The 20143-nt window shown below is 62.5% G+C and carries 14 protein-coding genes and 2 pseudogenes; 12 read left to right on the top strand and 4 right to left on the bottom strand.

Translation table 11 applies throughout. From position 1 onward, the window contains the following. Positions 1–342: 342 nt before the first annotated feature. A pseudogene (locus tag ASE79_RS20330) lies at positions 343–533 on the bottom strand (hypothetical protein); the annotation flags it as partial. 146 nt (positions 534–679) lie between these two features. Between ASE79_RS20330 and ASE79_RS08160 the strand changes: the two are divergent. After that, complete coding sequence (locus ASE79_RS08160) at positions 680–1951, top strand: FIST signal transduction protein (protein ID WP_156359605.1); 1272 nt, start codon at positions 680–682, stop codon at positions 1949–1951. After that, positions 1951–3834 carry a putative bifunctional diguanylate cyclase/phosphodiesterase gene (locus ASE79_RS08155; protein ID WP_082445185.1) on the top strand — a complete coding sequence of 628 codons (1884 nt, stop codon included), beginning with the start codon at positions 1951–1953 and terminating at the stop codon, positions 3832–3834. Before ASE79_RS08160 ends, ASE79_RS08155 begins: the two co-directional genes overlap by 1 nt. Before the next feature lie 535 nt (positions 3835–4369). On the opposite strand, the gene ASE79_RS08150 is transcribed toward ASE79_RS08155, so the two are convergent. Continuing rightward, a complete protein-coding gene (locus ASE79_RS08150; protein ID WP_056414523.1) occupies positions 4370–4738 on the bottom strand; it encodes a MerC domain-containing protein in 369 nt (122 codons plus the stop codon). An 86-nt stretch (positions 4739–4824) separates the two neighbouring features. Between ASE79_RS08150 and ASE79_RS22045 the strand changes: the two are divergent. The 7 genes and pseudogenes from ASE79_RS22045 to ASE79_RS08120 all read left to right on the top strand — a co-directional run. Further along, positions 4825–5007 (top strand): annotated as a pseudogene (locus ASE79_RS22045) (GTP-binding protein); the annotation flags it as partial. Positions 5008–5109: 102 nt separating this feature from the next. Then, a complete protein-coding gene (locus tag ASE79_RS08145; RefSeq protein ID WP_056414521.1) occupies positions 5110–5751 on the top strand; it encodes a DUF1826 domain-containing protein in 642 nt (213 codons plus the stop codon). Positions 5752–5835: 84 nt separating this feature from the next. Continuing rightward, positions 5836–6624: an acid phosphatase gene (locus ASE79_RS08140; RefSeq protein WP_056414518.1), complete on the top strand. Its 789-nt coding sequence runs from the start codon at positions 5836–5838 to the stop codon at positions 6622–6624. A 10-nt stretch (positions 6625–6634) separates the two neighbouring features. Then, entirely contained in the window at positions 6635–8206 is a 1572-nt protein-coding gene (locus ASE79_RS08135; protein ID WP_082445181.1) for an alkaline phosphatase D family protein, read from the top strand. A 282-nt stretch (positions 8207–8488) separates the two neighbouring features. Next, positions 8489–8935 (top strand): ferritin-like domain-containing protein, encoded by a 447-nt coding sequence (locus ASE79_RS08130; RefSeq protein ID WP_056414512.1) that lies wholly within the window; start codon positions 8489–8491, stop codon positions 8933–8935. A 543-nt stretch (positions 8936–9478) separates the two neighbouring features. Continuing rightward, the gene (locus ASE79_RS08125) at positions 9479–9979 is read left to right on the top strand and encodes a YfiR/HmsC family protein (protein WP_235516813.1); all 501 of its coding nucleotides are present in this window, start codon (positions 9479–9481) and stop codon (positions 9977–9979) included. Between the two features lie 2 nt (positions 9980–9981). After that, on the top strand, positions 9982–12021 hold the full coding sequence (locus ASE79_RS08120; protein ID WP_056414506.1) for a TonB-dependent receptor plug domain-containing protein: 2040 nt from the start codon (positions 9982–9984) through the stop codon (positions 12019–12021). A gap of 93 nt (positions 12022–12114) precedes the next feature. Here the strand turns inward: ASE79_RS08120 and ASE79_RS08115 are convergent, their stop codons facing one another. After that, entirely contained in the window at positions 12115–14034 is a 1920-nt protein-coding gene (locus ASE79_RS08115) for a putative bifunctional diguanylate cyclase/phosphodiesterase (protein WP_056414503.1), read from the bottom strand. Positions 14035–14460: 426 nt separating this feature from the next. Beyond that, complete coding sequence (locus ASE79_RS20320; protein ID WP_162237021.1) at positions 14461–15006, bottom strand: exonuclease domain-containing protein; 546 nt, start codon at positions 15004–15006, stop codon at positions 14461–14463. Positions 15007–15509: 503 nt separating this feature from the next. Between ASE79_RS20320 and ASE79_RS08105 the strand changes: the two genes are divergently transcribed. Genes ASE79_RS08105 through ASE79_RS08095 form a run of 3 tightly spaced genes read left to right on the top strand, consistent with a single transcriptional unit; the run spans position 15510 to position 19287 of the window. After that, the gene (locus tag ASE79_RS08105; protein WP_056414497.1) at positions 15510–16118 is read left to right on the top strand and encodes a (2Fe-2S)-binding protein; all 609 of its coding nucleotides are present in this window, start codon (positions 15510–15512) and stop codon (positions 16116–16118) included. After that, positions 16118–17137, top strand: coding sequence for an FAD binding domain-containing protein (locus ASE79_RS08100; RefSeq protein ID WP_056414494.1), 1020 nt, complete (start codon positions 16118–16120; stop codon positions 17135–17137). Before ASE79_RS08105 ends, ASE79_RS08100 begins: the two co-directional genes overlap by 1 nt. After that, positions 17134–19287, top strand: coding sequence for a xanthine dehydrogenase family protein molybdopterin-binding subunit (locus tag ASE79_RS08095; RefSeq protein WP_056414493.1), 2154 nt, complete (start codon positions 17134–17136; stop codon positions 19285–19287). Before ASE79_RS08100 ends, ASE79_RS08095 begins: the two co-directional genes overlap by 4 nt. Positions 19288–20143: the final 856 nt, after the last annotated feature.

Here is a 20143-nt window from a genome sequence, read left to right as displayed (position 1 = left end):
CCTTGGAACGAGCAATGACAGCCAAATGCGCCGCTGGCCTTCCGTAGTTTCCCGTAGGTCCCCCGAAATTGATGCCGTCGATCGTGAAAGATGATGACGCAGCCGGCCAACGGCCAGCCGGTGCGGGCGATACGTCGCTACCAGCACGAGGAGGCCATCCCAGAGGACGCAGGCTAGCGTCCTACTGCGACAGGGTTTGTCGCGCAGCGCGGCGAGCCGGGACCGGCGGCCGGCTTTGGGCCTGGTCGGCAAGCGTCACGGGATGGAGGGCGAGTATTCGGCTGGGGGAATCCCCCCCCCCCTGCGCGCGATTGCCTTGCGGACCAGCGGCTTGCACGTTTCGAGCAGCGCGAGCCCGGCGATCGGCACGTGCACCGCGAAGATGAACGCCATGGCCTTGCGGAGATTGTCGTAGATCCGCCGTCCCAGCCGCACGGATCGACGATCGCGCCGAAATCATCGTCGATCAGCATGATCGCGGCGGCTTCGCGCGCGACATCGGTCCCGCGCTTGCCCTTCGCCACGCCGATATGCTCCAGCGTCGCCGGCGACTGTCCGATTCGGCCCACCTCGGTACGGGGCCCGGTCGTGAGAACGCGCGCAAGCCCGCTGTCGCACGTGATGAGTTAGCTCGGATAGACCAAGGGCCGGGCTTTGCCCACGGGCAGCGATTCCCCGGGTGAGAAGCGACCCGTCGGTCCGGAGATCGGCGGCGATCCCGCCCCGGGCGAGCCGCTTCGCCTATAACGAAATTGGGCGCTTCATTATTGGCGACGAGCGCTATGAAGTTGGAGAATGTCCTTTGTGGGTCGAACGCGTCAATCTGTCGGACATAGCGGAATCTGCCTCGGTTTCGAGGTCACGCACCAGCCCGGCGCAACTTGTCATGACGTTCGGACCCACGCAGTCCCTTCGATCAGGTGAAATCACGCGCTTGCTGAGAACGAGTTTTCCAGAAGCGATTCTATTTGGCTGCAGCACCGGAACAACCGTCGAAGGCCGCTCCCTATCGGACACCAACACCGTCGCTGTCGCGATTGGATTCGAGACATCCTGGGCACGGGTCGCCACCGAACGCATTGCCGACATGTCGGACTCCTATCGAGCCGGCCAAGCGATTGGCCTCGAGCTAGGTGGCGAACAGCTCGTAGGCGTGCTTGTTCTATCGGATGGACTTGCCGTCAACGGCAGCGCGCTTGTCAACGGCCTGAAGAATACCCTGCCAGAGCATGTCAAAATCAGCGGGGGGCTGGCCGGGGATGGCGCACAATTCGCCGATACGTTGGTAACGGTCGGCGATCTTGCAGAATCGGGGCTTATTGCAGCAGTGGGATTGTACGGACCGTCGCTGCGCATGACGCATGAAGCCGCCGGCGGATGGGATGAGTTTGGGCCCGTGCGCATAATTACGCGATCGGACGATTCCATCCTTTACGAACTGGACGGCAAGCCGGCACTCGACCTCTACGAAACCTACCTCGGCAACGAAGCCGCCGCTCTGCCAGCCTCTGCCCTGCTCTATCCTCTTAAAATCTGGGACCCTGCCTCCCCAGACGATGAAGTCGTTCGTACTGTCCTAAGCGTCGATCATGCGCGTCGCTCGATGAAGTTCGCGGGCGACATTCCCCAGGGCTGGAAAGCCCGCCTGATGCGCGGCTCGTTCGAGCGCCTGATCGACAGTGCTGCCGAGGCAGCGGATTGCGCCAAATCACAAATGGAAAACCAAAGCAGTTATGACGGCCTATGCCTAATCGTCAGTTGTGTCGGACGCCGCCTGCTCATGGGACAACAAACAGAAGAGGAAATTGACGTGGTTTACTCGTCTATCGGTGGATCTTTCCCGATAGTCGGTTTCTATTCATACGGTGAGATTTTAGCGAACAGCAAGACCGGGCCTTCCGGCCTCCATAACCAGACGATCACGTTGACGATGATCTCCGAGGTCGCGTAATGTCTTACCACCCACTGTTAAATCGTCAGTTGTTAAAAGCGAAATGTGACGACGAATCCATCGACGTACCGACACTCCTGTCGCTCGTTTCAACAGCCTACCAAGAAAAGGACATCGATCGAAAACGTGCAGACCATGCCAATCGTGTAATGGCAGATGAACTCAATGTCACACTGTCCGAGCTTGCGCTGCAGAACATGCGGTTCAGGGCTGCGATGGACAATATGTATCATGGCCTCTCCCTGTTCGACGAGCAGGGGCGATTAGTCGTTTGCAACTCCCGCTTCCTGGAGATCTATGGCATCGATGGCGAGACTTCACCGATCGGCCTTGAGCTTCCAGAGATCCTAGGCCGCTGCAATGCACTGTCTCGCGCGAACGATCTCGACAAGAGGCTTATCATAAGAGAGCATATCTGCCTGGACCGGCTGGATCGGACCCCGATCGAGCAACAATGGCCCGATGGACGCTGGGTGGAATTGACGCGCACCAGCGTCGCTGATGGCGGCTTCCTAGACACGATCGTCGATATTACGGGTGCCCACCAAGCATCCGACAAGATTGCCCATTTGGCACGGCACGATCACCTCACCGACCTTCCCAATCGAGTCCTTCTGCGCGAACGACTCCTCGAGATATATAGGAACAGGCGGCGACAGCAGAAGTGCGCCATCCTTTTTCTTGACCTTGACGGCTTCAAGGCGGTGAATGACACGCTCGGACACGCCATTGGTGACCTGCTCCTCGTAGAGGTAAGCCGACGCCTACTATCCATAGTTAGGGAGATGGACGTCGTAGCACGCCTCGGTGGCGATGAATTCGCAATCGTCATGCAGCACATTCGATCACGGTCGAGTCCGCAACGCTTTGCGCGAAGAGTCATTAATCTGCTGAATAGACCCTTTACTATAGAGGGTTACAAGATACACGTCGGGGCCAGCGTAGGAGTCGACATCATAGACGCTTCGGAGATGGATGCAGATCAGATACTTCGAAATGCCGATATCGCGCTTTATCAAGCAAAGGCGGATGGTAAAAACACGGCCAGACTTTACGACCCGGCCATGCACGCCGCGGTTACAGCTCGGCGGCAGCTTGAGGTGGACTTGTCGAATGCCGTCCTTTTCAAGCAGTTCGAGGTATTCTACCAGCCTCAAATAGACCTTGAGGCTGGAACTGTCTCAGGGTTCGAGGCTCTGGCGCGATGGCGGCATAGCGGCCGAGGCATGATCTCGCCTACGGAGTTCATCCCTATGTGCGAAGAAAATGGGCTGATCGAGGAGCTTGGCGCGCAAATTCTGGAAGTTGCGTGCAAGGATGCGATGGCCTGGCCGGCGTGCGTAACGGTTTCTGTCAACCTTTCCCCGGTGCAGTTCAAATCGGGAAATCTTCCAACTATCGTCAAGGACGTCCTCGAAAAGATCGGATTTCCTGGAAGCCGCCTGGAACTTGAGATTACCGAAAGCGCAATTTTTGATCGCTCATCCGGTATCATCTCCCAGTTAAGCGAGATAAGAAAACTCGGCATTAGAGTTTCACTCGACGATTTTGGAACTGGATACTCATCTTTGAGCCATATAAGAATCTTTCCGTTTGATCGAATAAAGATTGACCAATCCTTCGTACGCGAACTCGGCGCTGATGCAGAGAGCTTGGCTATCGTGCGAGCCGTCGTCGGGCTGTGCGAGAATCTAGGTATCCAATCTACTGCTGAGGGCGTCGAGACTCACAAGCAGCTGGACGTTCTCCAACATGAGCAGTGTCGGAGTGTCCAGGGGTATCTGTTCAGTGAGCCGGTCACAATGTCGGAGACTATGAAGATCATATCCGAATTTAATACGGACCCGCCCAAGCAAATTTCGATCAGGAGAAGGGCTGCGTGAACGTATGTGCTGCGATGTTGCAGCGTGGTCCAGCGCCAGGGCTCAGACTCATTCACAGCCAGAAGACGATAGCTGTAGCTAGCGCGGCAGCTGACAGGAAGTCAGCGGCGAGCTTGTCGTACCGGGTGGCGACACGGCGGAAGTCTTTCCGGCAACGATAAGCGTTTTCGACGAGATGGCGACCGCGGTACCGCTGGTTGTGGTGCGAACTGTTCGCTTCGGTTTGCGCCCTCCGGGGGATCACCGGGATAGCGCCTACTTTACGAGTCTAACGGCGAATACTGTGAGCATCGTAGCCTTTATCGCCAAGCAGGTACCGCAGCCGCCCAGCGCGTTCGAGAAGGGTGGGCGCGGCTTTGATGTTGCTCGCGGTGTGCGGCGTCAGCATCAGCGCAGATGGGCCTACCGTGCAGCACCTCTGTAGAGGCGGGGACGAAGCGCCGGGCGTCGACATCATGCTTCGCTGCGCCTTTTCTAAGCTTCGGGCCGTATCCGTACTCTTTCATCTCCACCTGAGTATTTCGCGCAGAGAACATCATGGGGCCCCGCAGCCATGCCGCAAACGCAGGTTGGCAGCGTGTGCAAGCGCCACCAATATGCCGCCAGTTACCGTGACCGCGCGCTCGATGCCGCCTTCCGACAGGGCGAAGGCACCTATCATCAGCAGGCTCAGTCCGGCGGCTCCAAGGCACAGTGGCCACAAAGCCGCGTGACGGGCACGTCCGCCGAGTAGCGCGATCGCCGCGAGCGGCACCGCCAACAGCAGCACCCAACGATGAAAGCTTTCGGGTATGACGATGATCGCGGCCGCCGCCGGCACAGCCGCCAGGAGGAGCGGCAACGCGAGGCAGTGGACCATGCAGGCTGCCGAGCCCGCCATGGCTGCTCGGTCGAGCCAATCCATTCCGCACGCCCCTGTCGTTCTCATCTTGCCACAACCAATTTTATCAACGTAATGATACATTGTATCATACAATATGAGGTTGGTCGATGCTACGAGATGAGACGCCGCTGTTACCCGTCACGGTCCTTTCAGGGTTCCTGGGGGCCGGGAAGACGACGCCCCTCAATCACATCCTCGCCGACTACGAAGACCGGCGCGTGGCGGTGATCGTCAACGACATGTCCGAGGTGAACATCAACGCCAACCTGGTACGGAGCGGTGATACCGCGCCGCCTGGATGCCTGCCTCGTGCCGGCGACCGCGTTTACGCCCCGGTTGTGGGAGCATCTGCCCCATCCGTTCCCCGCCTGGGGCGTGCGGGAGACGGCGTGATGAACGGTGCGTCGATCCTTGCCCCGCCCCGCTCCCACGTCCATCGCACGCAGACCGTCGATGCTCTCGCGGCGATCCTCGACCCGCATGTAAATCTTGCGATCTGGGAGCGACCCGCCCTCGTGCCGGTCGGATCGCTGGACGGCTTCGCCACCATCCAGATGACGATATCGGTCGATCACGCGCACGCCGCGCTGACCGATGCGCTCGCGCGGCAGCCCCCGGCCGCCTGGCATGCCGATATCGCCGCGGATGTCGCTGCGCTCACAGCGTCCTTTGCGGCGATCATGGCGCTGTCGCACGTCGTGATCCGGCTCGAGCGGGTGATCGGCGACGCCTGCAAACGCTGGCATGCGGATTACGTGCCCGTTCGGCTGATCAGCACCTATTGCGGATCGGGCACGCAGTGGATCGAGCGGTCGATCGACCGCGCCGGTGGATCGCCAGTCGAGAGGCCGCGATCGCTCACGCCCGGCGCGGTCGGCCTGTTCAAGGGGCGCATCCTCGCCGGCGAGCAGGCGATCGTCCACCGCTCGCCGCCGATCGCGGGTACCGGCGAGGCGCGGTTGCTGCTGGTGATCGATAGTCCACCCCCGGCGGAAACCGCCGCGCTGTGGGAGCAGGCGATGCAACGTGGCTGACATATTCGCGGCGCATCGTCGTCACGCGATCGGCGAGCGCCGTCTCGCTCTTCCCATGATCCAAGCCATCAGGATCCAGACTTCATGACTCGCTTGCCGCTTCTCATCGCCGTCACGCTGGCGAGCCTTGGCGCCGTTGCCGGTGCGCAGCAGGCGCTCGGGCCGGCGGGGTATCTCAAGCCGGGTGCGCTCGACGTGCTGGCCGTCCTGCCGCGCGCGCCGAAGCCGACCGACCCGCGCGGGTTCGCCGACCGCGCGATCTTCACGGCGACGCGCGCTTTACAGGGGAGTCCGCGCTGGGCGATGGCGACCAACGACGTGAAGCTGGCACCCGCCGATCTGTTCCGTAATTTCAGTTGCGCCATGGGGATCGCAATGACGCCTGAAAACGCGCCACGGACCGCCGCACTACTTCGGCGTGCGATGGTCGACACGGCACGCCAGACCGGGATCGCCAAGACAGTCTACAAGCGGCAGCGACCGTTCCTGGTCGACCGGGGGCCGATCTGCCAGCCCGCGGCGGAGGTCGCGGACAGCTATGATTATCCGTCGGGCCATACGACCGCGGGCTGGACGATGGCGACTTTGCTGGCACAGATCGCGCCCGATCGCGCAACGCCGCTGCTCGCGCGCGGTCGGGCGTATGGCGAAAGCCGGATCGTGTGCGGCGTCCACAATGCCAGCGCGGTAGAGGCGGGGCGGCTGTCGGCGTCGTCGACGCTGACCGCGCTGCAGGGGGACCCGGCGTTCACGGCCGATCTCGCCGCGGCCAAGCAGGAAATCGCGACGCTCCGGCAGACCGCAAGCGCGGCGACGCTCGACACGGCACTCTGCACACGCGAGGCGGCACTCGTCGCCCAGCCCCTCTACTGACGAGACAGTGATGACCAATACGACCGGCTCAGGCCTAATCCTCAATCGCCGCACCATGATCGGTGCCGCCGCGGCGCTGGTTGGCGCACCCGCGATCCTGCGCGCGCAGCAACTCTTCGCCGCCTACCCGTTTCGCCTCGGCATCGCGGCGGGGGATCCGGCCGCGGACGGGTTCGTGATCTGGACCCGGCTCGCTCCCGACCCGCTGGCCGAGCATGGCGGCATGCCGATGCAGCCGGTCGAGGTCGAGTGGCAGGTCGCGACCGATCCGCGCTTTGCGACGCCGGTAGCCGGCGGCAAGGCGCTCGCGCGTCCCGAACTCGCGCATTCGGTCCATGTCGAGGTCGCCGGGCTGTTGCCAGACCGCCCCTATTGGTACCGTTTCACGGTCGGCAGCGAACGCTCGACCGCGGGATGTGCGCGCACGCTACCCGTTGCGGGCGCATCGCTCGAGCGGCTGCGCTTCGCGGTCGCCGGCTGCCAGAATTACGAGGACGGGCTCTACACCGCCTATCGCCACCTCGCGGCGGACGATCCCGCCTTCGTCTTCCATTATGGCGACTATATCTACGAAGGCCGGAGCGCGCCGATGCCGGTCGGCTATGACGGCAAGCCACGCCGCTTCGTCCGCGAGCATGCCGGGCAGAAGCTGTTCGACCTCGCCGATTATCGCCGCCGCTACGCCCAGTACAAGAGCGACCCGGATCTTCAGGCAGCACACGCCGCGGCAGCGTGGTTCGTGACCTTCGACGATCACGAGGTCGAGAACAACTGGGTCGGCGAGATCGACCAGGAGAAGGATCCGCCCGAGGTGTTTGCGCTACGCCGGGCGGCGGCGTTCCAGGCCTATTACGAGCATATGCCGCTGCGCCGCTCGGCGTTTCCAGGACCAGCGGGTATGCAGATCTATCGGCGCGCGACGATCGGCACTTTGCTCGACCTGCATTTGCTAGACACCCGGCAGTTCCGGACCGACCAGCCCTGCGACGACGGCTTCAAGCCTCGCTGTGCGGGGTGGGCCGATCCTGCCGCACAAGTAATGGGACGAAACCAGGAGGCATGGCTGTCCACGGCGCTGAAGCAGAAGAGCGCGCGCTGGAACGCACTGGCGCAACAGGTGATGATGATGCCGCTCGACCGGCGGACGGGTGACGAACTTGCGCCGATCCGCAACATGGATAGCTGGGGCGGCTACGATGCGCCACGCGAGCGCGTGCTGAAGATGGTCCAAGGCCTCGGCAACATGGTCGTGCTGACCGGCGACGAGCATCAGAATTATGCGGGCGTCCTGCGCACACAAGGCGGCCAGGGGGATGCCGTCGCGGTCGAGTTCGTCGGCACGTCGATCACCTCGGGCGGCGATGGCGCGGACCGGCGGGTCGGCGAAGACCGCCTCCGCGCGCGCAACCCGTTCCTCGCCTGGACCAACGACCGGCGCGGTTACCTGCTGTGTGATGTGGATGCGGACCAGTGGAAGACCGAGTTCCGCACCGTCGATACCGTCACCCGCCCCGATGGCATGATCAAGACGTCCGGTACGGCGATCGTCGAGCATGGCCGTGCCGCCGTGACGGTAACCTGACGTCACCTTAACAGGGTATTCGATACCTCGATCTGGGCCGCTGCGGGCAAGCGGCGCGTATAAGCATCGGATACCCTGAGTGTGCACTTTGAACGGCAAACCGCCGCGGCGATAGGTGCCTGGGCATGGCAAACCGAACCCATCCTCGCGCATCTCCTCCCTCCCCAGCGCCTGCTAAATCTTCTCGGTGATCGACACACCGCAACTCGCATCATCCCAATATTTGCCGTGAGTCTTTTTGGCCAAGGGATCGTTGTGCAAGCTCCCAAACCGGAGGCTTTCATGAGCGATAACAACGACACTTCCGTACTGAACGGCCTTATCAAGACCACACTCGACAGCATGAAGGGCTACGAGGACGCCGCCAAGGATGCAGAAAGCACCCAATATGCGACCATGTTCGCAGACTTCGCCCGGGATCGGGCAAAGGTCGCAACCGACCTGCAGAACCAGGTCCGCGCGCTCGGCGGTGAACCGGAACTCGACTCTAGCATGCTAGCTGCCGCGCACCGCACGTTCATGGACCTGAAGCAGGCAATCACCGGCAAGGACGACAAGGCGATCATCCAGGAGGTCGAGCGCGGCGAGGACCATATCAAGGCAAAATTCGAGGACGCAATGGAAGACGGCGACCTTGCGCCTACAACACGCGAAGCTATCAATACTGCCTTTGCGTCGGTCCGAGAAGGTCACGACAAGATGAGCGCGCTGAAGCACAGCGTTGGATAATGATCACAGGGCGGTGGAACGCGTCCACCGCCCTGCTCGCTTCCTCTGCGACACTGTCTACGTACCGATCCGCACCCAGACCTCGTTACCGAGTGCTAGCACGTCGAAAGCGGACGTTCGTTCGGGGCTCCGTTCAGTTACAATACACCCTTGCAAACTGCGAAGTTCGGCTTCGGCATAAAAAGACGTTGCTTAAGCTATCTAAGTTGCAGGTCGTTCAGAAAACACTCAGGCCTAATTCCGCCGCTAGCGCTCAGGTAGTCTTGGGGCGCGTCTGAAAAACGTCCGCCTGCGCCGATCGATGCACGAAAGCGGCCAGGCTGCTATCCACCATTGTGGACGCTTCGCATTCGCCAAAGTCGCGACTTTCGAACCTCAGTTTTTTTGCTTCCGCCATCTGGCCGAAAGTGCGATGTGAGCCATGCCGTCGTGTAACGACCGCAAAACACTGAAGATTAACCAGACGTAGACGTCTCGGTGTCATGCACCCTGCGAACCGCTGGAGCGGGCGCGCGGGGGACTATCTTGTTAAAGCCTTGGATGTTGGCGGTCGGCCCTATTGCGCTGGGTTGCGCCGCGCCGCTCGCTGCGGAACTCAACGTGCCGATCGCGGTGCGTGTCGTCTCGTTCGTTCAGCCAAGTCCGACAGGACTGATTACGGTCGCCATCCTCTATGACCCTGGCGACGCGGCTTCGGAAGCGGAGGCCGCATCGATCGAGCGAGCGGTCGGGTCAGGGTTGTCTGTCGGACGCAGCGTCGTCCGAGCCCATCGGGTGCCGGTCTCGACGATGGGCTCGCTGTCGGGATACCGGGTAGCATTTGTGACCGCAGGCCTGCGCACGGAACAGGGCAGCATTGCCATAGCTGCAAACCGTGCATCGGTCCTGACCATATCCTCGGACCGCGCCTGCGTGCAAACCGGCCGTTGCGTGGTTGGCGTCACCGCCTCGCCGAAGGTCCAGATCACCGTCAACCGGGCTGCGGCCCGAGCCGCCAATATCCGCTTCGGATCGGCATTCCTCATGCTGGTCAAGGAAATCTGACAATGCGCGTATCTGTTCCGTGCGCGAGCCTGCGTCTGCTTCTGCTGACTGGCGTTGCACTATGTCCTGCGGCAGCGCTCGCGCAGGCTGTCGACTATCAGGCGTTACAGGAGACCGTCGGTGAGCCGGTCACGACCAGTGTCACTGGCAAGCCGCAACGTGCCTCCGAATTGCCCGCATCGACTGTCGTCATCACGCGGACTGATATCGCCCGCTCGCCTGCGCGTGATGTCCCCGGGTTGCTCAAGACCTATGCTGGCGTCGATGTGAACCGCTGGACTGCGGGTCAGAGCGATGTTGCCGTTCGCGGCGGCGTGCAGACTTACAATGCGCGGCTGCTGGTTCTGGTGGACGGTCGTCAGGTCTATCTCGATCATTACGGAATGACCGACTGGAACCTGCTCGGCGTCCAGCTGGAAGAGATTCAGCAGATCGAGCTGGTCCGTGGCCCTGCCAATGCCCTGTTCGGGTTCAACGCTGCCAGCGGCGTCGTCAACATTATCACCCGGCGTGTCGGGGACGCTCCGTCGGCAGCCGCTACGGCGGAGCTGGGCAACCACGGGATCGGCAAGCTGGCAGGATCGCTGACGTTGCCCATCACGCCGATGATCGGACTTCGCATGGCCGGCGCCCATGCACGCGAGGACGAGCGCAATGTCTCGTCGAGGCTTGCGCAGCCCCTCCGGGTCTTCGATGTCGCCAGCGACCAGATTTCGGGCGACGTTACCGCCGTATTCGACGGACTGGAGGCTGTTATCGGGGGCGGTCATGCCGTCAACAGGCAGGTTGAGTATCTGCCAAGCCAGCTGCTGTCCAACCAGCACTATCTCAGCAGCAACGTTCATGGCTCGGTCGCGCGGGACACGAGCTGGGGCGGCGTCACGTTGAACGGCTACATCAACTGGCTTAATGCCAAATATGGTGCCGGCACGATCGCCAACGCCAACGATGCGCTTGTGCTCAAGAACAGGATCATCGTCACGCAGGCATCCTCGTTGGTGAGCTTGGACAGCACGAACATGCTGCGGCTGGGCGTGGAGTACCGCAACAATCGTTTGGTCTCCGCGTTCCAGTTTGCCGAGCGCATCGCCTATGACGTCGTATCGGGCAATGCGATGCTCGACCTGCATCCGGATGATCGTGTCTCGCTGACAGTTGCCGGGCGGCTCGACCAGCTCTGGCTCCATCAGTCGGGTATGATTTCGCAGCCCGCCTATGACGATCCACGTGATTTCGACCGCGCCTTCACCCGGTTCAGTTTCAATGCCGCGGTGCTCGTTCATACCGGCAAGCAGGGGCTGCTGCGTATCAACGGCGGCCGCGGATACCAGCTGCCTTCGCTCGCAACATTCGGAAGCCGCCTGCCGATCGCCACACCGTCGCCGATTCCGGTCTTCGTTGCAGGCTCCCCACGCCTCTCGCCCGTGCTCATGTGGAGCGGTGAGATGAGCTATAGCCATGCGCTTGGGGCCACCCGCCTCGAGGCCACCGCCTTTGTCACAAGGACCGAGAACGCCATTGCCTCACCCGGCGATGGACTGCAGACCGAGCTGTTCCTGTCGCCGCAACCCTCGCTCGTGGCCCGGTTTCGGGCCACGGGAAATTACACCACCTATGGAACCGAGCTGTCCGCCTCCGGCGCGATCGGGAGTCTTACATGGCGTGGCAATTACACCTGGATACATACCGACGAGCAGTTGACGGCGCTTACACTCCCCATCCCCTATGCTCTGTCGCCTCGATCAACGACACCGGTTCACAAGGCCAATCTCACATTGGGCTATGACGCCGGGAGGCTGTCGATTGCCGGCGTAGCGCGCTACACGTCGGCGACCCGCCAATTTGCGTTCTCCTCGACCCCGCAGCTTCTCCTTTACCATGTAGATGATGCGCTTGCCCTCGATGCGCGCGTTGGCTTCCGCCTTACTCCCGCGCTCGAAGCGTTTGTGGCAGGCGAGAACCTGTCCCTGGCCAACGGCGCGGCGGTGTCACCGATCCCCGCGGATCGACGCGTGCGCGGTGGCCTGCGCCTCGCATTCTAGGGCAGGGTCAACAACGGTTCGAGGTCGCGAGCTACCAACTCATCCGGGCCTGATCCTCACGTCCGGTTGGGCCTCATAGCGGGTCCGAGAGAGTTATGCCGCGACCTCGCGAGGCAGGCTGAGCAGGGAAGCTACCTCACCAAACGACGCCGGCTTGCCAAAAAAGTAGCCCTGCCCCTGCGTGCACCCTTTTCGCAAGAGCATCTCGGCCGCCGAGGCGTCTTCGATGCCCTCGGCCGTTACCTTCATGCCGAAGCTGAGCGCCAGTGCGATGATCGCGTCGACCAGCTTCTCACTCTCGACGCTCGCGGTGAGCGATTTGACGAAGCTCTGATCGATCTTGATCTTGTCGAACCTGAGGCGCCGCAGGTTGGATAGACTGGAATAGCCGGTGCCAAAGTCGTCGAGTGCCACGGTCATCCCGCTGTTGCGGAAGGTCGCCAGAACGCGTTCGGCCGCAACGATGTCGTCCATCACGGCGTCCTCGGTAATCTCGATCTCGAACCGCGCTGGCGACACCCCTTCGGCGAGGATGATGGCGATCAGCGTCTCGGCCAGACCCGGCTCTTCGAACTGGGTCGGTGAGATGTTCAATGCCAGCCGCAGGTGAGCGGGAATATGCCGGGCATCGATACACGCCTGTCGCAGGATCGAATGGGTCATCGCCGTGATCTGACCGGTGCTATCGGCAAGCCGGATGAAGGCGTCGGGTGTGAGGAGCCCAAGACGAGGATGCTGCCAACGTGCCAGGATCTCAAAGCCGCAAAGGCCGCCATCCGAGAAGCGAACGATAGGCTGGTAGAACGGTTTGACTTGATCGAGGGCGATACCCTCGCGCAGTTCCTGCTCCATGCGACGGCGCTCGAACCGCGCGGCTTCCATCGATGGGGAGAACAGGCAGACGCCGCCCTTACTGTCGCGCTTGGCTTCGTACATCGCGATGTCGGCGGCATGCAGTAGTTCGCTGGCAGCGGCACCGTCTTCTGGAAAGCGGGAGACGCCGATGCTGGCACCGACCGTGATCATGTTGCTGCGCCACGAGAGCGGTTGATGCAGCACGCTACTCGCCTGACGGGCCAACGCCATGCCACCGTTCATATCCTTTTCGTCCGGCACGAGGATAGCGAACTCGTCCCCGCCCAGGCGCGCAATAATGCCGTGATCCCCACAGATGCTATGCAGCCGGTGCGCAACCGCCATAAGGACCGTGTCACCGGCAGCATGGCCATGCGTGTCATTGGCGTCCTTGAAGCCGTCGAGATCGATCAGCACGATCGATAATCCGCTGCCAGCGGTCGTTGCAGCGTCTATGGCGAGTTCGAGCGCGTTACCGAACTCCCGACGGTTGATGAGCCCGGTCAGCGCATCGGTGCGCGCAAGCAACAGCGCCTCCTGCTCCGCAACGCTTCGGCGCTGGATCTCCTCCCGCAGCTGCACGCCGCGTTCAGCCGCCAATGCCAGCCAAGCATAGGATAGGCCGGCCACAACAAGAACCGCAACCGTGACCAGGGCGACAAGCCACCGTGTCCGCCAGGCAGCGTCCTCGGCGTGATGGTGAGCATCGGCAATGCCTGACGCGGCAATCGCCTTGACCTCGGCCAATACGCGATCCGCATTGGAGCGAAACGGGCGCAGCATGGTGACGCTGGCGGTAAAGTCGACCTCGAGCATCGACGATACCACGCCAACCGCGTCATCATATTTGCCAAGTTCGGCGACGGCCCGAGTAGCACGATAGCTGTCTTCAGGGTCGAGCACGTCTCGCTGCCCAGCAAGGTCGGCGCTGATCTGATTGATCCTGTGGCGGATATCGGCCAGGCGCGTGTCGCTGTCAGCGGCGCGGCCGTTAGCCGACGCATCTACCAGCAGGCGGTACAGATTCCCATCTTCGTGATCGAAGCGTGCGGCGATCTCGCTCAACTTGACCGCGGTCTGCATGTCGTTGTCGACGATGAGGCTGTTGGCGTGTTGAACGTAGATGAGCGTGCCCAGGCACAGCGTCACGGCCAGCACGAGTAATACGATGACAGCCTTGGGACCAGCGATGTACCGAGGCCGCAGCGACGTCGGTGCGACTTCGGGCGCACTATTTGCGCCAACCAACGCGTCGCCGGATTCGACGAGTCCGTCGAGGCACTGTGTCCGACCTTCGTAAAGAGTGAATCGGGGAGCCTGAATCTTTGCGCGTCGAGCAAAGTGCGAGGTCCGCCGACCGATGCGTAAGGCCGCGCCTCGAATGGTCCGTCGATTGAGCATGTCTTGGCCACATGCCACTGACAAACCTAACAAACCCTTTTGGGTCACAGATAATCTGTGATTGGAACGAGCCGGGCTCCCCGTGTGCGCCATGGGCCGTATGTGCCCCGGTTTCCACCCAATCTACCGAAAGGCGGACCGTCCGCATTCACCCTCGATGCCATTGATTCCAGGTTATGTGCGTTACCCGCGGTTGGCGACAGGAACAGACATCGCGTAGCCATTCACGCGATACTGGCTCATCCGCCGCCGCAATCTCGCGCCGCCACGTGCGCTTACCGATCTTGCGGCCGTCGAAGCCAAGCTTCGGCCACGCCACCTCGTTGCACGAGCACGCCCAAGCATGGCGGCAATGGCAGTCAGACGTCGCTCGACCCGGGGGGCATCGAAAGCGGTATTGTGGGCGATGGCGACGGTGGTGCTGACGATCAGGCTTGCCGCCTCGTCGGCATCGATCCGTTTGCCGATGACATCGGCATCGCTGATGCCAGTCAGCCGGGTGATCTCCGCCGGGATCGCTGTACCGGGATCCTCGAACCACTGTCGGACCTGACCGACCCGTACGATCATACCACGGGCATCGAAGGCGATACGCTGGATCGCCAGATCGATGATCGGATGATCCGGATCGAGCCCGATCGTCTCTACGTCGATCACTACAGCGGTGCGGACCAGCCCCTGCGGTGTGACGACGGGATAACGGGCAGGTGGCGGCAGCGCGCGCAGCACCCGGTAATCGACATGCGTATCGAGGAGGGCCGCGGCACGCTCGTGAGATGAGAGATCATGACCGATTGGTCGTGTCGCCAGCCATGGTGACCGGCTGGCACCTGCGCGGTGGCGCGCCCGGCTACCCGCTGGCGGACGGGCAACGCCGATGTCGTATCGCTCTACCACAAGCGGTCGACCGTTTGTTGTCGTTGTGCCGGGTGGCCATGACTCTCTCGGCACGAAGCTCGGCGATGACGTCATCAAGATGCTTTGCCAAAGTGAAAAGTTCGAGCGCGTGCAGGCATTCGTGGCAGTTCGAAGCCACCAATGGCGAGCTCGTCGGCTTCTCGAGCCGCCCCCCCCTGCCCAAAGAGAACAGGCCTATCGACTGACTTGAATACGTTGACGCCATGTGCTGCAATCATAACAAAGCGCAGGATGATCAAACTAGGCGCTTTAGCTAAGAGTCTGTTTCCGTTACGAATGCCTGGGACGGCAAGTACCCGTCCGGAGGTCTTCTGATGCCTGATATGGAGCACTTGCTGGGCATGCCGCTGACGCGGCGCACCGCGCTCGGTGGTACCGCCGCGCTGACAGCGTCGAGCGTTATTTCTGAGAGCGATCCGGCGATCGCAGCACCGCTCGCCAAGCCTGTGGGCGTCCGGATGGCGATCCGGACGACGGTCAACGGCAAGGCGGTACCGGTAGAGATCGATGTGCGGACATCGCTACTCGATTTGTTGCGGGAGCAACTGCACCTGACCGGCGCCAAGAAGGGCTGCGACCACGGCCAGTGTGGCGCGTGTACCGTTCACGTCGACGGTCGGCGTGTCGCGTCCTGCCTTACGCTAGCGGCCAAGGTGGACGGACGTGCAGTGACGACGATCGAAGGGCTTGCCGATGGCGAGACGCTGCATCCGATGCAGCAGGCCTTCATCGATCACGACGCCCTGCAATGCGGCTATTGCACACCCGGACAGATCATGGCGGCGGTGGCGTGCGTGCGCGAAGGCAACGCCACATCGAAGGACCGCATTCGCGAATATATGAGCGGCAACATCTGCCGCTGCGGCGCCTATGTCGGCATCGTCGCGGCGATCGAGCAGGTTGCGGGAAGGGAGAAGGTCTGATGCGTCCCTTTACCTATGCACGCCCCGAAAGCGCCGCCGCGGCAGTCCAAGCCTTTATGGCGGCGGGCGCTGGAGCGCGTTATATCGCAGGCGGCACCTCGCTCTACGACCTGATGAAGCTCGACATTGAGAAGCCCCAGCATCTCATCGACGTCACGACGATCCGAGGGCTCGACGCGATCGAGACGAACGGCGAGCGGCTGCGCTTCGAGGCCCTCGCGCCGATGAGCGCCGTCGCGACCGACAAGGTCGTGCTGCGTGATTATCCCATACTTGCCGAGGCGTTGTGGAAGGCTGCCTCTCAGCAGTTGCGCAATATGGCGACAGTCAGCGGCAACCTGCTTCAGCGGACCCGCTGCCTCTATTTCCGAAACGGTGCGGGCGGAACGTCGGTCGGCAACACCTACCCTTGCAACAAGCGCGAACCGGGTTCGGGCTGCGCGGCGATCGGCGGGCTCGACCGCGGCCAGGCTGTGCTCGGCCAGAGTTCGTCGTGCACCGCCGTCTCGCCAGGTGACTGGCCCGTCGCGCTCGTCGCGCTCGATGCGTATGTCGAGGTGCTAGGCGCCGGCGGTAGCCGCGCCATCCCGATTGCCGAACTCTATCGCCTACCGGGCAGCACGCCGAACCTGGAGTTCACCTTGCAGCCAGGCGAGATGATCACGGCTATCGTCGTACCAAAGACGAAGGCAGGCCGGCATTCGACATATCACAAGATCCGTGACCGCGAGAGCTATGCCTTCGCTATCGCCTCGGCCGCCGTCGCGTTGGACATGGACGGTGACACCGTGACGCGCGCCCGGATCGGACTTGGCGGGGTGGCGACCAAGCCATGGCGGGCGACCGCGGCAGAAGCGCTGCTGGCGGGTAAGCCCCTGACCCCGGCGACCGCACTGGCGGCAGGACACGCCGCCTTCGCCGATGCCAAGGCTGGCCAGCATAACGGCTTCAAGATCGAACTCGGCGCACGGACCGTTGCCGATGCCCTGACAATTGCCGCAGCTAGGAACCGGTCATGACCGCCCCCTTCCCCAACCGTCCCCGTGCCGATGCCCGCGAGAAGGTGATGGGTGCCGCGCGCTATGGCGCCGACCATCAGGTCGCCGGACTGTTGTATGCCATGCAGGTTCCGGCAACCATCGCGAAGGGGCGCGTTGCCGCGCTGTCGATCGACGCGGCGATGCAGGTGCCGGGCGTTGTCCGCGTGCTGACTTCGAGCGACTTTCTACCGCCCCCGCCTGCGACCCCTGGCGCACCGCCCCCGCCTGCGACGCTGACGACGGACATTGCCTATCGCGGGCAGCCGGTTGCGCTCGTCGTCGCCGAGACACTCGAGGCTGCGATCGAGGGCGCCGAGGCCATCCGTCCGATCTACACCGTCGCCCCCGCGTTCACCTCGCTGATCGACCAGCCGGGGATGGTGCGCGAAGCCGTCAAGCCGGTTACGGCGGGCGATGCGATGCGGGCGATGGCGCGCGCGGTCACCCGGCACAAGGCGGACTATGTCTCACCGCCACAGCACCATAACCCGATCGAGATGCTGTCGACCACGGCAATATGGGAGAATGGGCAACTCACCATCCACGAAAGCACGCAGAGCAGCAGCAACACAAAGGGTGCTGTCATGCGCAACATGCGCCTTACGCCCGAGCAGGTGACGGTAAGGAGCCCACAGATCGGCGGGGGCTTCGGCCAGCGTGGTGGGGCACAGCGCCAGACCGCCCTCGTCGCCCGCGCCGCAATGCTGCTCGGCCGACCGGTCAAACTCGTCCTGCCACGCGGGCAGATTTTCCATAACGCGACCTTTCGGCCAAAAAACCGTCACAGAATCGAGATCGGTGCGGATGCCAGCGGCAAGATGATCGCGGTGCGCTACGACGCCGATCAACAGCAATCGCGCGAAGGCCAGTTCCCGCCCGACTACCATGAGTCCGTGCCCATGCTGTACGGGATCGAGAATTACCACGGGACCGCCGCCAATCTGCGGATCGATACGCAGGCGCCAGGATATATGCGGTCGCCGACCCCGCATCCATCATGCTTTGCGTTCGAGAGCGCGGTGGACGAACTCGCTCTCAAGCTAGGCGTCGATCCGGTCGCCTTCCGACTACGCCACCGCGCGACGACCGACCCGATCCACGGCCAGAAACTCTCGTCCTGCTATCTGTCGGAATGCCTGACGGAGGGCGCACGTCGGTTTGGTTGGGAACGGCGCAGTCTCCAGCCAGGCTCGATGACGCTGCCTGACGGCACGCAGGTCGGCTGGGGCGTAGCATCGGGCGCTTATCCAGGCTCTGCCCATCCCAACATCGTGACGCTCCGCGTGAATGCCGACGGTACGACCCGGTTTGCGGCTGCCGGACATGAAATGGGCCAGGGGATCCGCTCGACCATCGAGCAGGTTCTCGTACGCGAACTGGCGATCGATCCTTTGAAACTGGAGATCGCGATCGGCGACACCAGCGTAGCGCCACAGCATACGACGGCGGGATCCTGGGGCACCGCGAGCGTCGTGCCCGCAGCGGCAGAGGCGGCCGCAAAGCTGAATGTTGCCATGGCCGCGCTACTGGCCGGGCGTCAGGTGGCGGGGAACCTTCACCGACAGCTTGCCACCGTTCGGCGTCCCTCGCTCCAGGTTGAGGTCGAGCATGTTGCGGTCGATCAGGGTCCGAAGGACCTGGCGACGCTGCGCAAGGGCGGCATGGCGTTGGTCGGGCCGGATTACTCGACCTTTACGACCTACAGCTACATTGCCCACTTCGTTGAAGTTCATGTCGAACCCGGTACGCGGCGCGTCCGTGTGCCACGGGTCGTCAGCATTGCCGATTGTGGACGGGTGATCTCGCCGCGCACAGCCGAGAGCCAGGTTCGGGGCGGCGTGATCTGGGGCATCGGTGCTGCGCTTCGCGAAGCGACCGAAGTCGATCCGCGCTATGGCGGCTGGCTGAACAACGATCTTGCCGACTATGTCGTCCCGGTGAATGCCGACATTGGGTCCATCGACGTCGGCTTCATCGATCGACCCGATCCTCTCATCAATGCCCTTGGCGCAAAGGGGCTAGGCGAAGTCGCCATGACGGGCTGTGCAGGCGCCATCGCCAATGCCATTCATCATGCGACGGGCAAGCGGCTGCGCGAGATGCCATTCAGGATCGAAGATCTTCTGTAATCGAACCAAGGCGGAATGCCGGAGCTGAGACGAGAGATCGCATACCTCCGACGTGTCGGGCGACATCAAATAGACTTTTAAATCATCGGATCCTGTTTGATGTACTTAATTCCTCTGGCTGCGGCAGCAGCCGTCGTGCAATCGCCGGCTGCCACCACCGCGGTCAGGCCCGGCACGATAGCGATCGTAGCTGCTGATAGTCCGACCACGTCTCCCGCTATCACGAAAACGTTCACGGACGCCGTTCAGCGAACGCTCCTTCGAACACCTTTCCTGCCCCTCCCCGACGCAAACCACAGCCTTTACGTCGCAAGGGTTGAGGTATCGCAGACTCAGCGCGGCGTCGTCCGGTCGGGCACCGATCGGTCGGATCGGCCGGCCATGGCGGCCGGGCTTGGCGGTCTGTCGCTGACCTTGCCTTCGGGGAAGGATCAGCTGCACGGTCTGATCGTGACCCGTCTCGAAGTGACCGTGTCGCTGCGCCGCGATAATCACGTCGTATGGACAGGGCAGGCGACCACGGTGCGCGCTAGCGGCACACGATCGGGCACCCCCTCTGTTGTCGCTACGGCGCTTTCGGACGCTCTCCTGACGTGGTTCCCCCGGCAACTGCCGGGACCGCTGTCCGTGCCATAGGACCCATCAAGTAAGGCGGTTATCAGCCTCTGCTCTTCGACGACACGCGCGCGGCGACATCGCTCCTGGCTGCACGCTTCCGATCGTACCGTGACGCGGTCGATGGCGACGACCAACGCAACGCCTGCGCAATCCCAACGCGCAGCGAATGGCTCGACCAACCCGCGCCATGCCTGCATGGGGTCCCCTGGGCGCATGATGGTCGGCAGTGGTCAGATGC

The organism is Sphingomonas sp. Leaf28 (assembly GCF_001421685.1).
Lineage (GTDB): Bacteria > Pseudomonadota > Alphaproteobacteria > Sphingomonadales > Sphingomonadaceae > Sphingomonas > Sphingomonas aurantiaca.
This window is presented reverse-complemented; position numbering and strand designations above follow the sequence as displayed.

Coding starts and splice junctions, on each gene's coding strand:
- ASE79_RS08105 (WP_056414497.1), top strand. CDS start 15,510: ATGCCTGATATGGAGCACTTGCTGGGCATGCCGCTGACGCGGCGCACC.
- ASE79_RS08140 (WP_056414518.1), top strand. CDS start 5,836: ATGACTCGCTTGCCGCTTCTCATCGCCGTCACGCTGGCGAGCCTTGGC.
- ASE79_RS08130 (WP_056414512.1), top strand. CDS start 8,489: ATGAGCGATAACAACGACACTTCCGTACTGAACGGCCTTATCAAGACC.
- ASE79_RS08145 (WP_056414521.1), top strand. CDS start 5,110: ATGAACGGTGCGTCGATCCTTGCCCCGCCCCGCTCCCACGTCCATCGC.
- ASE79_RS08155 (WP_082445185.1), top strand. CDS start 1,951: ATGTCTTACCACCCACTGTTAAATCGTCAGTTGTTAAAAGCGAAATGT.
- ASE79_RS08120 (WP_056414506.1), top strand. CDS start 9,982: ATGCGCGTATCTGTTCCGTGCGCGAGCCTGCGTCTGCTTCTGCTGACT.
- ASE79_RS08150 (WP_056414523.1), bottom strand. CDS start 4,738: ATGGATTGGCTCGACCGAGCAGCCATGGCGGGCTCGGCAGCCTGCATG.
- ASE79_RS08135 (WP_082445181.1), top strand. CDS start 6,635: ATGACCAATACGACCGGCTCAGGCCTAATCCTCAATCGCCGCACCATG.
- ASE79_RS08095 (WP_056414493.1), top strand. CDS start 17,134: ATGACCGCCCCCTTCCCCAACCGTCCCCGTGCCGATGCCCGCGAGAAG.
- ASE79_RS08100 (WP_056414494.1), top strand. CDS start 16,118: ATGCGTCCCTTTACCTATGCACGCCCCGAAAGCGCCGCCGCGGCAGTC.